Here is a 12,488-nt window from a genome sequence, read left to right on the forward strand (position 1 = left end):
CAGCGACGCCACGGGACGACACGGGGGTGTCGTAGCGGCGACCTGCTAGGCGCAGGTCGTGGTCTCCACGGTGCAGAACTTGACCTCGGGGTAGCGCGTCGACGGCCTGTCGAGCAGGGGCTGTGGCCTGTGACGCAGGTGCAGGTCGAAGAATGCTCGGGTGTAGCCGCGGGTGATCTGCAGGGCGCGGGTCGCGGGCAGGTCGTCGCCGAGGTCGATGCCGACCTGCTCCGCCAGCACGGCGAGGTCGGTGAAGGAAGAGTGGACCGTGCCGGTCACCACGAGCCAGCGCTTCCACCCGGTCAGGTGTTGCCAGTTCTGCTCCCACGAGTTTTCCGGGCCTCCCGGGCCGTGCACCGCCTGCCCGAGGAACATGAACGGCCGAGACAGCCCACTGTCGGGGATCGGGACGTGGATCTGGCCGTCCATGTCTATCCCGGCGCGCACCCGCGGGTCCGCCAGCATGGCGAGGATGGCGCTGGCGCCCCCGGCGGAGTGACCCGCCATCGCGATCCGGGACGGGTCGATCAGCCGAGCGCCGCGCCACTTCGGGTGCGCCCCGGTCAGTTCGTCGAGCACGAAGGAGACGTCGGCCGCGCGGGTCGCCCCCAGTTTGTCCCAGAACCCCGGGAGATGGTCGACCTCGCAGGCGACGCACGTGGCGACCCGTCCGTCGGGGAAGGACGCGGCGGCACTCTCGTACGTGTGCTCGATCCCGGCCACCACATAGCCATGGCTCGCCAGGTCCTCGGCCAGGGCGGTGAGCGTGGCGCGGTTCTGGATGAAGCCGGGAGAAAGCACGACGAGCGGCAGACTGTGCCGACGCCCCACCGGTTTGGCGTCGCCGAAGGCGTTGGTCCGCGTGGTGCTCAGCAGGTCCGGAGGCAAGTCGGTCAGCCCTTCGCGCTCCAGGTAGAGCTTCGACTCCTCCGGTGTCATGTACTGTGCCCGCCGCTCACCCCGCGGCCTCGCCGGGTACCACAGGGAGACCATGAGCTCCCTCGCCGTCGCCTCCGGGACCCATGGGTCGGGGCGGGAGATGTCCTTGAGATACAGGGATGTGGTGCCGACCGGATGGGTACCGGTCGGCCTGGGCAGGTAGAGCGCGGTGCTCGGCCCGGCCGAAGGGTCGGCGGCGTGCGCGGAGGCCGTCGGCCCGGCGCAGACGGACACGGCGAGGGTGAGCAGTCCGGTGACGGCAGCCAGGCCGCGACGCGGCATCCGGTTCCGCGGTGTCGGCGAGTGACGCATGACGATATCCGTCCTTTCGGTGGGACAGCGGGGTGTTGTGCGGAGACCAGAGGTTTGGTCACGACAGGCGCCGGCGGATCCACCAGAAGCAGAACCCCACGAGGCACAGGGCGAGGGCGGTGTAGATCCCGCTTTCGACCCACTGGAAGGGCCAGAAACGGGTGGGAGCGTGGTAGGTCAACTGCTCCCGATAGCCGAGCCGGTTGATCTCGGTGAGGCATTTCGACATGGGATCGTCCGGGGTTCCCGCGGTCCCCGGGGCTGGAGGTTCCGATGGCCCGCAGGGTCCCGAGGACATCGACACGGGAATGCTGTCCACCGCGTTTCCGGACGCGTCGACGGTCTGGCTGGACAAGAGCCAGCCGCCCGGGTCCGGCGCCTTGACCTGGATGTGGATGAGGCCGGTGTTGGGATTCCTGCCGAGGCCGTCCAGGATGGACGGGGAGAGCTCGACGGTCGCACGGGTCGGCGGGAGGAGGTGGGGCCGGACCAGCGTCGGCATGGCGACCTGGATCGCGGCGAAGGCGACCAGGGTGATGGCCATGGCGGGAAGGCTGCGGCGCACCAGCATCCCGACGGTCACGCCGAGGGCGAAGGCGAAGGCCGAGTACGCGATGGGGACGACGCCGCGCGCGTCGAACACCATCGCCGACAGCCGCGGGAAGTCCTCGACGGCGCCGGCCTGGTCGAAGGTGCTGGCCCACCACGTCACCGCCAGGCTGCCCAGCCCACCGGCGGCCATGGCGGCCAGGCCGGTGATGCCGAGTTTGACGGTCAGCCAGCGGGTGCGGGTGATGCTCTGGTTCCACACCAGCCGGTGGGTGCCGGTCTCGAGCTCGCGGGTGAACAGCGGCGCTCCCCAGAAGAGCCCGATGAGCGCCGGCAGGAGCAGCACGAGGGCGGTGACGGCGAGGAAGGTGCTCTGGTTGTCGTCGAAGAACCGGTCGACGAAATCACCGCAGCCGCCGCTTTCGTTGCCGCACGCGGAGATCCCGGTGGCATAGTCGTCGGCCAGGCCAGGGCCGGTGAGAGCCAGGATGGCGGCGAGCGCTGCCAGCGCGCCGAACAACGCGGCACCTGGAATGCGGAATTGGCGCCAGGTCAGCCAGATCATCGCTGGACCTCCAGGACCGGTCGGTGGTTGGTGGCGGCGGACTCGGACATATAGGCCAGGACGAGGTCCTCCAGACTGAGCTGGCTGACGGTCCAAGCGGGGTCGTGGATCGGGAGGTCGGTGCGGACGATGAAGGTGCTCTGCACGTCGGTGTGGCTTTCGGAGACGACGTGCTGGTCGGCCGGGAGCCTGGCGGTGTCGCGGCGCGGTCCGGTGAGCCGGTGGTGGGTGGCCAGCATTTCCTCGACCTCTCCAGCCGCCCGGACGCGCGAGTCGACGAGCACGATCAGGTAGTCGCAGACCCGTTCCAGGTCGGAGACCAGGTGGGAGGACAGCACCACGCTGAGCTCCTGCTCGGCGACGGCCTCCATCAGGCCCTGCAGGAACTCGCGGCGGGCGAGCGGGTCGAGCGCGGCGACAGGCTCGTCCAGGATCAGCAGCTCGGGTCGCTTGCCGACGCCCAGGGTGAGGGCGAGCTGGGCGCGCTGGCCGCCGGACAGCTTCCCGGCCTTCTGCTTGGGATCGAGGCCGAGCCGCTCGATCCGGCGGTGCGCCAGGTCGCTGTCCCACCCGGGGTTGAGCCGGGCGCCGAGCTTCAGATGCTCGGCGACGGTGAGCCCGGCGTAGGTGGGGGTGTCCTGGGCGACGACCCCGACCTTGAGCTGCACCGGGCCGGATCCGGGGCGGCCGCCGAGCACCGTGATGCTCCCCGCGGTCGGCGCCAGTTGGCCGGCGGCCAGGTTCAGCAGCGTGGTCTTGCCCGCGCCGTTGGGGCCGACCAGGCCCACGACGTGCCCGGCCGGGATGTCCAGCGTGCAGTCGCCAGCGCCCAGCGCTTCCCATACCTCTTGCCAAGTGCCTCGGCCTTCAAGACGGCGGTCATGCTATGTCCTCCTGAGCGGCGGTCCGAAAGGTCGTCATGAACAGCGCCTCGATGCTCTCCTCGTCGAGACCGGCCTTGCGGGCCTTGGCCAGCCAGCGCCGCAGCTCCAGGCGCAACGGGCCGTGCGCGGCCAGCGAGGCGTCGGCGAGCGTCGCCGTCACGAACGTCCCCACCCCCGGCCGGGCGGCCACCAGGCCCTCGTGCTCGAGCTCGCGGTAGGCCTTGAGCACCGTGTTGGGGTTGATTGCCAGCTGCACCACCACTTCCTTGACCGTGGGGAGCTGGTCCCCCTCACCCAGCAGGCCCAGCCGCAGCGCCTGCCGCACCTGGCGGACCAGCTGCAGGTACGGCGAGAGACCAGACCGGTCCTCCAGATGAAACTCGATCATCTCGGGCTCCATTCATCTAGTTAGCTAGTACTATAGGATGCTAACTAGGCGTGCTGTCAAACCCCGAGGAGGTCGAGGAGCCGGATCGCGCGGTGGCGGCCGCTACGCCTCGAGCAGCATCTCGAGGGCGAGGTCGTGGAGCTCGCCGGCCAGCCGCGGCCGCCGGCGGAGGCGGCGGGTCCGGGACACGTCGTTGATGACGGTGAGCACGCCGTGGACGATGAAGCGCGCGTCGGTCTCGGTGAGCTCGGGGCGTTCGGCCATGAGCAGGCGCACCCACTCGGCGACGTAGTCGTGCTGGAGGCGGCGGATGTCGTGCCGTTGCTCGTCGGGAAGGTTCATCACCTCGGAGACGAGCGCGCCGATCAGGTCATTGTGGGACAGGGCGAGCCGGATGTAGGAGTCCAGGGCGTCGTCGAGTGCGTCGCGTGCGGTGTTCGCGCCGGCCAGCGCGTGGGACATGCCGAGCTGGAGGGTGCCGGCCGCTCGGGTGAGCGCCGCGACGAGCATGTCGGACTTGCTGGTGAAGTGGTTGTAGACGCTGGCGCTGGTGATGCCGACCGCCGCGCCGATGTCCTCCATGCTCACGGCGTGGTAGCCGTGCTGGTTGAACAGCCGGGTCGCGGCGGTCAGCAGGGCCTCCCGCCGGGACCCCGACGCAATGCCGGTGGCCGCATCGGCCGGCGCGGACTCGCCCCGACCGGTCCGGCTCAGGCCGCGGGCGCGGCAGACGGCCGTGGACAGCCGGTGCAGCAGGTCGCTCTGCCGCTCCGGCGCCACCGCGGTGGCGTGGTAGGACGGGCTGGTCAGCACCGCGAGCAGCGCCCACACCAGGAGGGTCGCGTCTCCTTCGGTCAGCTCGGGCCTGCTGTCGCGCAGGGTCGCGGTGAGGCCTTGCGGCACGACGAAGAACCGGTCGCGCATGAGGGTGCGCTGCTCGTCGGTGAGATGGCGTGACTCGCGGGTCCAGAGCACGCCGAGGTCGCGGCGTTCGACCGCGCGCGCGACCAGGCCGGAGACCGCCTCGTCGAGCCCGCCGGCATCCTCGACCGCCGCGGCGGCGCGTTCGAGGCCGTCGATGATCGTGGCCGCGAGCAGCTCCTGCTTGCTGCGGAAGTGGCGGTACAGGGCGCCCGCGGTGATGCCGACGGCGCCGGCGATGTCCTCGGTGCCGACGTTGTGGAACCCGAGCCGGTGGAAGCGGTCGGCCGCGACCGCGACGATCCGCGCCTTGCGGTCGCGGGGTCGCCGCCTGATCGGTGCGGGCACGCCCTGGGTACCTGTGCTCACTGGCCTCTCCGGCTGGTGCCGTTTCCGTGACGGCGATGCCCTGAGTCTGCCAGACGGGCCGGCGTCCTGGCCGATACTTGATGACTACTAAAACTATTGACGATTTACTTGTTGACTGTTGAGGCAGGTAGAAGCATGCTGGTGACTCAAGCAAGCACGACCAATCACCTGCTTGGGAGTTGAGAGATGACGTTGCCGGCCACGCTGGCGCGCAACCTGGCGCTGCCGCTGATCGCCGCGCCGATGACCGGCGTGTCGGGGCCGGACCTGGTCGTGGCGGCGTGCCGGGCCGGTGTGATCGGCTCGTTCCCGACGCACAACGCCCGCACGGTCGAGGACCTCGACCGATGGCTGCGGCACGTCAACGCGGAGACCGGTGGGGCCGCGCCGTTCGCGCCGAACCTGGTCGTTCATCGCACCAACGACCGGTTGGCGGCCGATGTGGACTGTCTGGTTCGGCACGGGGTCGAGCTGGTCATCACCAGTGTCGGGTCGCCGGCGCCGGTGCTCGGGCCGCTGCGCGACGCCGGCTGCCTGGTGTTCGCCGACGTGGCCACGATGCGTCATGTCGACCGTGCACTGGATGCCGGCGCCGACGGTCTGGTCCTGCTGACCGCCGGCGCGGGCGGGCAGACCGGTGCGGCCAACCCGCTGGCGTTCGTGCGGGCGGTCCGCGAGGTGTTCGACGGCCCGGTCGTCGTGGCCGGTGGGGTCAGCGACGGTGCCGCGCTGCTGGCGGCGCGGGTGCTCGGTGCCGATCTCTGCTACATGGGTACGGCGTTCATCGCGACCGAGGAGAGCCTCGCCGACGACGCCTACCGGCACGCACTCGTCGGCGCCGGCCTCGACGACGTCGTGCAGACCTCGGTCCCCAGCGGCTTACCGGCGAACTTCCTGCGGTCCTGGTGGGAGTCGCAGCCCGAGTCCCGTACGGGGCAGGCGGCACCGGCCGGCGGGTTCGCGCATTCCGCCGCGCTGGCGCAGCGGGGCGTGTGGGCGGCCGGCCACAGCGTCGCGGGCGTGCACGGCGTCGGCTCCGTGGCCGAGCTCGTCGAGACCATCAGCAAGCAGTACGACCTGGCAAGAAGCGCCCTGCTCGAGTCCCGTCGCTGACAGGTGCCCGCATCGCCGAGGAGGAGTTGTCGTGTCCATGTGGGGAACGCTGCCCCGAGTGTTCGACCGCGCGTGCACCTATCACGCGGACCGCACCGCAGTCGTCGACGGTGACCGCCGCATCAGCTACCGGGAGATGGGTGCCTGGGCCAACCGGGTGGCCAACGGTCTGGTCTCCCTCGGGGTCGAGCAGGGGGATCGGGTCGGGCTGCTGATGCCCAACTCGCTGGAGTTCATCCCGACCCAGTACGGCATCTGGAAGACAGGGGCGGCACTGGTGCAGATGCCGACCCGGGCCGGTGCAGAGGACCTGCGGTTCTTCCTTGCCGAGTCCGGTGCGTCCACAGTGGTCTACCACGCCCGGTTCGACGAGGCGGTCGCCAAGATCCGCGGGGAGCTTCCCGCGCTACGCCGGCTCATCCGGCTCGGCGGCGGCCCGGCAGCCGATGTCGTCGACTACGACGACGCGTTCGGCGGCCGGCCCGCCACGGCACCGGCCGTCGACATCGACGAGGACGGCATCGCCTACGTCGCCTTCACCTCCGGCACCACCGGTGTCCCGAAAGGACTGTTGCAGTCCCACCGCAGCTGGTCGCACTACGCCGTCACCGCGGGACTGGAGATCGGCGACACCCGCGCGGGTGAGGTGTTCGCCCACGTCGCCCCGCTGACGCATTTCACCCAGACCTTCGTGCTGCCCACCTTCGTCCGAGGCGGCACGAACGTGATGATGCCCGGACTCGACATCGAGGCGCTGCTCGAGGTGGTCGGCCGGGAGAAGGTCACCGCCACCGCGATCGTGCCCACGATCCTGTATCTGCTGCTCGACCACCCGCGCCGCACCGAGTTCGACCTGTCCTCGCTGCGCACCATGATCTATGCCGGCTCGCCGATGGCCCCCGAACGTCTCCGGCAGGGGCTGGAGGTGTTCGGCCAGATCTTCGTCCAGAGCTACGCGGGCAGTGAACCGGGTTACACCACCTGCCTGCGCAAGGAGGAGCACCGCGTCGACACCGACGAGTGGGTCGACCGCCTCGCCTCGGCCGGGCGCCCGATGCTCCACGTCGACGTGTCCATTCAGGATGACGAGGACAACGTCCTGCCCACCGGGGAGATCGGCGAGATCTGCGCCCGGCAGGAGGGGCAGATGATCAGCTACGTCGACGAGTCCCGCAACGCCGAGGCGATGCGGGACGGCTGGGTGCACTCGGGCGACATCGGCTACTTCGACGACGCCGGTTACGTCTACATCGTCGACCGCAAGAAGGACATGATCGTCACCGGCGGGTTCAACGTCTTCCCACGACAGGTCGAGGACGTCCTGCTCGAGCATCCCGCGGTCGCGCAGTGCGCGGTGATCGGTGTGCCGCACGAGAAGTGGGGCGAGGCGGTGACCGCGTTCGTCGTGACCAAGGCCGACATGACAGCGACGCCGGACGAGTTGGTCGCTCTGGTCAAGGAGCGCAAGGGCAGCGTGTGGGCGCCCAAGACGGTCGAGCTCGTCACCGGGCTGCCGGTCAACGCCGCCGGCAAGGTCGACAAGAAGACGCTACGCGCCCCGTACTGGGCCGGCCGCAAGCGCCAGGTCGGCTGAGGCAGGGGAGAGGTCGGGCCCAGGTCGGCCACGTCCGCCACGGCCCATTCGTCCAGCACCGGAAAGGACCCACGATGACAAAGAGGGCTCGTCTCGTGCGCGCGAGAAGCGCACGCGTTCTCATCGGGTTGGTCATGGTGACGCTCGTTGCGGGGGCCGCCCGGGCCAGCAGCGACCCGGTCGGCACCGCCACACCCGCCACATCGGAGATCGCCCCGGAGGTCAGCTGCCAGCAGCTCGCCACGCTCGACCTCGCCGGCCTGCGTGACGCGCCAACGAGGATCCTCACCGCCACACCGGTCGCGGCCACGCCACAGAAGGCCGCCTTCTGCCGAGTCACCGGATACGTCACCCCGCAGGTCGAGTTCGAACTGCGGCTCCCCACCGATGGCTGGACCGGCCGCTATCTCCAGCTCGGCTGCGGCGGCTTCTGCGGCTTCGCCGACCCCGACAACCCGAACCACGGGCTGCCGGGCGGATGCGCACCGCCCGACGACGGACACGTCGCCCTCGCCGCGGACAACAGCGGTCACCGGGGAGCCGGCTCCACCGACGGGCTCTGGGCCCGGTCCGACCCGCAGCTGCGGGTCGACATGGGCTACCGGTCCGAGCACGTCGTGGCCGTGGCGGCCAAGGCCGTCATCGAGGCCTTCTACGGCCGGCGGCCCCGGCACTCCTACTTCGCCGGCTGCTCCAACGGCGGCCGCCAGGCCCTCATGGAGGCCCAGCGGTTCCCGGGCGACTTCGACGGCATCATCGCCGGCGCGCCCGGCAACAACCTCGCCGCGCTGGCGGGCGAGTTCTTCCCGTGGATCGCCGTGGTCAACGCCGACTCCGCCGGCCGCCAGATCCTCGGCGAGGACAAGCTCCGGCTCCTGCACGACAGCGTGATGGCCGCCTGCGACACGACCGACGGCCTCGAGGACGGGCTCATCCAGGAACCCCGCGACTGCACCTTCGACCCGGCCGCTCTGCGCTGCCGCGGCGCGGACAGCGGCTGCCTCACCGCGGCGCAGGTCACCGTGGTCCGCAAGTTCTACCAAGGCCCGGTCGACGACCGCGGACGCCGCCTCTACCCGGCCGGTCTTCCCCGCGGCTCCGAGCTCGGCTGGCTCGGCTATGTCGTCGCCCCCGCAGGCCAGACCGGCGTGCTCGGCGCCCTGGGCCTCAACTACCTCAGGTACTTCGGCTCGTGGAACAACCCACCGGCCTCGTTCACCCTGCAGGACCACAAGTTCGACACGAAGACCTTCAACCGGCTCCGCCGGATGAGCGGGATCTACGACTCCACCGACCCCGACCTCACTCGCTTCCGCGACCGCGGCGGCAAGCTGATCATCTGGCACGGCTGGTCGGACCCGGCGATCCCCGCGGCCAGCAGCCTCACCTACTACAACGCCGTCACGGAACGGATGGGCGGACTCCGCGCCACCCAAAGCTTCGCGCGGCTGTACATGTTCCCCGGCGTCTACCACTGCGGCGGCGGCTACGGACCCGCCACCTTCGACCTGTTCACCCCGCTCTACGACTGGGTCGAAGGCGGCCCCGCACCCACGCGGGTGGTCGCGTCGAAGAAGGTCGCGGACCAGGTCGTCCGCACCCGCCCGGTCTACCCGTACCCGATGGAGACCAGGTACACCGGCACCGGCAGCATCGACGACGCGGCCAACTTCACCGGCGTGATGCCCACGCACACCCACGACGACACCTACCCGTGGCTCGGCGCGCCCTTCCGCTCCGGTTACCAGGAATGGTGCCGTTGGGAAGGCACCACCCTCAAATGCGGCCGGACACCACACCGGCGACCCCGGTCGGCCATGTCGCCGCGCGCCGTGGCAGCGGTCGCGGTGACCAACCGGCCGGCCCGGTCGGGATCAGCGGACTATCCCGGCTCGCGACCATGTCGGGACCGGGTTTCGTCGCGGTCGCGGAGGTCGCCGCCGCCCGCGGGCAGCTCCGACCCAGCGCCTGGGCGGTGTTCCTCCGGGGTGTCGGTGCTGGCGCGTTCCAGCCAGGCGGGCCAGACCCGGGCGGCGTCGCGTCGGCGAAGTCGGCCACCCAGATGCATGGCTCGCCACACGCCGCGGTACCCGGGCAGGACGCCGGCGGCGATGAGGACGTGGCCGACGATCACCGGGGTGAAGATGTACGTGGACCACCGGTGGATCCGGTTGAACCAGACGAACGCGGGTCCGCCGGAGGAGGCCCACAAGCCGATCCCGCTGACGACCAACGCCAGCAGCAGGACGACCATGACGAGATTGGCGATGCGCTGGCCAGGGTCGAAGTGACCCTCGTGGCGGCCGAACCGGCCGGTGAAGACCGCCATCGGCCACCGTGCGAACCACCGGAGCTCGGTGCGGCGGAACCGCACCGAGTCCGTCAACAGCGTCCGGGCCGCGCGCCGGCCGAACAGGATGCCCAGGGCGGCGACCGCGGTGAACACCCACCCGACCGCGGTGTGGATCTCGGTGTCCGGCCGGCCGATGAGCTCGGCCAGGAAGCTCGGGCGTCCTTCCTGCTTCAGGGTCAGCCACCAGCCGGTGCCCAGCAGCACCAGCACCGTCAGGTACACCGCGGCGTGCAGCCAGCGGGTCCGGCGGTTGTTGCGCTCGATCGTCCGGCCGGGCTCAGTAGCCATTACCCGGATCGCCACCGGTGTCGTCGGAGCCGCCGCCCTCGACGTTGACGGTGATCTCGGCTTCCGCGCCGGCCGCCGAGTGGTCGGCGTTGCGGAGCGAGATGTTGAGGACATGTTCGCCCGGCTCGAGGCCCTTCATGGCCGGGGAGTCGGCGCCTATCTCGTGCTCTTCGCCGTTGCCGGACTCGATGACCTCGTAGGCGCTGTCGTCGCCGTCGAAGTAGATGTGGACGTGGTGGTTCCCGGACTCGGTGGTGCCCAGCGCCTCGCTGGAGTCCACCACCAGAGTGAACGGCACGCTCAGGGCGTCACCCTCGGCCGGCTGGAGAATCCTGACCGACGGGCCGTCGCCGGTTCCCGCCTCGGGGGTGGTTCCCGCCTCGTCGGTGCTGCCGCACCCCGCGAGACCGAGCGCGAGGACGGCGGCGGACACGAACAACAACCTGGGTTTGGGCATGATGTCTCCGATCTGGCTCGTCGGTTCGTGTGGTGTGATACGAGCGAACCGGTCGAATGGATTGAGGTTGCTTCAATCCATCTGGCACCGGGTGCCGTATACAGGGGCGTGGGAGTGTCGGACGAAGCCCTGCTCGCGGGAATGGCCACCGGCGACGCGGACGCGATGGCCGCGTTCGTGCGGCGCCATCAGGCCCGTGTCTACGGCCTGGCGTTGTCGGTCGTGGGTGTTCCGGCCGTCGCGGAGGAGGTGGCGCAGGAGGCGTTCGTCCGGGCCTGGCGGCACGCCGGCAACTACGACGCCCGGCGCGCTCAGGCCTCGACGTGGCTGCTCACCATCACCCGCAACCTTGCCATCGACGTGCTCCGGGTACGCCGGGAACTGCCGACCGACCCGGCCGCGATGGCGGAGATGATGGTCGCCCCGAACAACGACAGCGACCGGGTCGACGACAGCGAGCGCATCACCGCCGCGCTGCGGGCGCTCCCCCGAGAACAGGCTGTCGCAGTGGTGTTGTCCGTACACTTCGGCCTGACCGCGCGAGAGATCGGGGAACGGCAACAGATTCCACTTGGAACCGCCAAGACACGCATCCGAACCGGACTGGCACGGCTGCGCACGATCCTCGAGGTGAGTCATGGTTGAACCGAACAGCAGCCACGACATCGCTGACACCCTGGCCGAGATCGCCACCGGCGCGGCGAGCGGACCGGACCGGGCCCGAGCTCTCAGCCACCTCACCGGATGCGAAGACTGCCGCCGCGAGCTCGCGGAGCTCACCAAGGTCGCCGACGAGGTCCTCCTGGTCGCACCCGAGCACGAACCGCCCGCCGGTTTTGAAAGCGCCGTGCTCGCCCGCATCGCGAGCGAGGGCCACCGGTCGCAGACCACGACCGTGCCACCCGCGGTGGTCGTACCGAGCCGGCGACGCAGGGTCTTGCGGTCCCTGGCCATGGCCGCCGCCGCGGTGGTGATCGCCGCCGGCGCAGCGGGCGCCGTCTGGCAGGCCACCGCCGACGACCGCGAGCTCGCCGCCGGGTATCGCGAGACCCTCGACATCGCCAACGGGCGTGAGTTCACCGCCGCGCCGCTGCTCGACTCCGCCGGCGTCCAGGTCGGTCACGTCTTCGTCTACGAAGGCGAACCGTCCTGGGTGTTCACCGTCCTCGGTCGGGCACCGGAACCAGGTCCCTACGACGTCGTCGTCGCCACCGACACCTGGACGAGGAGGGTCGCCAGTTGCCGCGCCGAGACCGCGAACTGCGGCGCCGGCGCCACCATCGATGCCAACATCGACCAGATCAACTACATCCAGCTCACCAGCCCCAGCGGGGTCACCCTCACGGCCACCCTCACTTCCTGGCCCTCACCACAGTGATCACGTCGAGCAACGATGTGGTCAACCGCGCTGGCTGAGGGCCCACAACCGGTTGACCGGTCAGGAGCCGACGTAGGCCGCGAGGTGCTCGCCGGTGAGGGTGGAGCGGGCGGCGACGATGTCGGCGGGTGTGCCCTCGAAGACGATCCGGCCGCCGTCGTGGCCGGCGCCGGGGCCGAGGTCGATGATCCAGTCGGCGTGCGCCATGACCGCCTGGTGGTGCTCGATGACGATGACCGACTTGCCGGCGTCGACGAGCCGGTCGAGCAGGCCGAGCAGGTGCTCGACGTCGGCGAGGTGGAGGCCGGTGGTCGGCTCGTCGAGGACGTAGACGCCGCCCTTCTCGGCCATGTGGGTGGCCAGCTTGAGCCGCTGCCG

At 70.4% G+C, this 12,488-nt stretch carries 10 protein-coding genes and 3 pseudogenes; 5 read left to right on the plus strand and 8 right to left on the minus strand.

Translation table 11 applies throughout. The annotated features are described in order from the left end of the window. Positions 1-45: 45 nt before the first annotated feature. The 5 genes and pseudogenes from GEV28_RS26355 to GEV28_RS26375 form a co-directional block, all read right to left on the minus strand. Complete coding sequence (locus GEV28_RS26355) at positions 46-1,251, minus strand: alpha/beta hydrolase (protein ID WP_291414914.1); 1,206 nt, start codon at positions 1,249-1,251, stop codon at positions 46-48. A 58-nt stretch (positions 1,252-1,309) separates the two neighbouring features. Beyond that, positions 1,310-2,365: an ABC transporter permease gene (locus GEV28_RS26360; protein ID WP_291414915.1), complete on the minus strand. Its 1,056-nt coding sequence runs from the start codon at positions 2,363-2,365 to the stop codon at positions 1,310-1,312. Next, positions 2,362-3,248 (minus strand): annotated as a pseudogene (locus tag GEV28_RS26365) (ABC transporter ATP-binding protein). Before GEV28_RS26365 ends, GEV28_RS26360 begins: the two are co-directional and overlap by 4 nt. Continuing rightward, complete coding sequence (locus tag GEV28_RS26370) at positions 3,245-3,637, minus strand: GntR family transcriptional regulator (RefSeq protein ID WP_291414916.1); 393 nt, start codon at positions 3,635-3,637, stop codon at positions 3,245-3,247. The pseudogene GEV28_RS26365 and the gene GEV28_RS26370 overlap by 4 nt, the downstream one beginning before the upstream one ends. Before the next feature lie 102 nt (positions 3,638-3,739). Then, positions 3,740-4,927 (minus strand): TetR/AcrR family transcriptional regulator, encoded by a 1,188-nt coding sequence (locus GEV28_RS26375; RefSeq protein ID WP_291414917.1) that lies wholly within the window; start codon positions 4,925-4,927, stop codon positions 3,740-3,742. A 186-nt stretch (positions 4,928-5,113) separates the two neighbouring features. On the opposite strand from GEV28_RS26375, the gene GEV28_RS26380 reads away from it, so the two are divergent. The 3 genes and pseudogenes from GEV28_RS26380 to GEV28_RS26390 all read left to right on the plus strand — a co-directional run. Continuing rightward, the gene (locus tag GEV28_RS26380) at positions 5,114-6,040 is read left to right on the plus strand and encodes a nitronate monooxygenase (RefSeq protein WP_291414918.1); all 927 of its coding nucleotides are present in this window, start codon (positions 5,114-5,116) and stop codon (positions 6,038-6,040) included. A 37-nt stretch (positions 6,041-6,077) separates the two neighbouring features. Further along, on the plus strand, positions 6,078-7,634 hold the full coding sequence (locus GEV28_RS26385; protein WP_291414926.1) for an AMP-binding protein: 1,557 nt from the start codon (positions 6,078-6,080) through the stop codon (positions 7,632-7,634). A 134-nt stretch (positions 7,635-7,768) separates the two neighbouring features. Continuing rightward, positions 7,769-9,298 (plus strand): annotated as a pseudogene (locus tag GEV28_RS26390) (tannase/feruloyl esterase family alpha/beta hydrolase); the annotation flags it as partial. Between the two features lie 218 nt (positions 9,299-9,516). On the opposite strand, the gene GEV28_RS42555 reads toward GEV28_RS26390, so the two are convergent. Then, positions 9,517-10,275: a cytochrome b/b6 domain-containing protein gene (locus GEV28_RS42555; RefSeq protein WP_367115194.1), complete on the minus strand. Its 759-nt coding sequence runs from the start codon at positions 10,273-10,275 to the stop codon at positions 9,517-9,519. Next, positions 10,265-10,732 carry a hypothetical protein gene (locus GEV28_RS26395; protein ID WP_291414920.1) on the minus strand — a complete coding sequence of 156 codons (468 nt, stop codon included), beginning with the start codon at positions 10,730-10,732 and terminating at the stop codon, positions 10,265-10,267. Before GEV28_RS26395 ends, GEV28_RS42555 begins: the two co-directional genes overlap by 11 nt. Before the next feature lie 27 nt (positions 10,733-10,759). Here GEV28_RS26395 and GEV28_RS26400 point away from each other — a divergent pair, with 27 nt between their 5' ends. Further along, positions 10,760-11,377, plus strand: a complete 618-nt coding sequence (locus GEV28_RS26400; RefSeq protein WP_291414921.1) for a sigma-70 family RNA polymerase sigma factor — start codon at positions 10,760-10,762, stop codon at positions 11,375-11,377. Beyond that, positions 11,370-12,110, plus strand: a complete 741-nt coding sequence (locus tag GEV28_RS26405) for a hypothetical protein (protein WP_291414922.1) — start codon at positions 11,370-11,372, stop codon at positions 12,108-12,110. The genes GEV28_RS26400 and GEV28_RS26405 overlap by 8 nt, the downstream gene beginning before the upstream one ends. A gap of 60 nt (positions 12,111-12,170) precedes the next feature. Here GEV28_RS26405 and GEV28_RS26410 read toward each other — a convergent pair. After that, positions 12,171-12,488: pseudogene (locus tag GEV28_RS26410) on the minus strand (excinuclease ABC subunit UvrA); the annotation flags it as partial.

The organism is Actinophytocola sp. (genome assembly GCF_009379765.1).
In the GTDB taxonomy this organism is placed as follows: domain Bacteria; phylum Actinomycetota; class Actinomycetes; order Mycobacteriales; family Pseudonocardiaceae; genus Actinophytocola.

Bases quoted from the DNA above. Each gene is read 5' to 3' on its own strand.
- GEV28_RS26405 (WP_291414922.1), top strand. From the start codon at position 11,370: ATGGTTGAACCGAACAGCAGCCACGACATCGCTGACACCCTGGCCGAG.
- GEV28_RS26355 (WP_291414914.1), bottom strand. From the start codon at position 1,251: ATGCGTCACTCGCCGACACCGCGGAACCGGATGCCGCGTCGCGGCCTG.
- GEV28_RS42555 (WP_367115194.1), bottom strand. From the start codon at position 10,275: ATGGCTACTGAGCCCGGCCGGACGATCGAGCGCAACAACCGCCGGACC.
- GEV28_RS26395 (WP_291414920.1), bottom strand. From the start codon at position 10,732: ATGCCCAAACCCAGGTTGTTGTTCGTGTCCGCCGCCGTCCTCGCGCTC.
- GEV28_RS26380 (WP_291414918.1), top strand. From the start codon at position 5,114: ATGACGTTGCCGGCCACGCTGGCGCGCAACCTGGCGCTGCCGCTGATC.
- GEV28_RS26385 (WP_291414926.1), top strand. From the start codon at position 6,078: ATGTGGGGAACGCTGCCCCGAGTGTTCGACCGCGCGTGCACCTATCAC.
- GEV28_RS26360 (WP_291414915.1), bottom strand. From the start codon at position 2,365: ATGATCTGGCTGACCTGGCGCCAATTCCGCATTCCAGGTGCCGCGTTG.
- GEV28_RS26370 (WP_291414916.1), bottom strand. From the start codon at position 3,637: ATGATCGAGTTTCATCTGGAGGACCGGTCTGGTCTCTCGCCGTACCTG.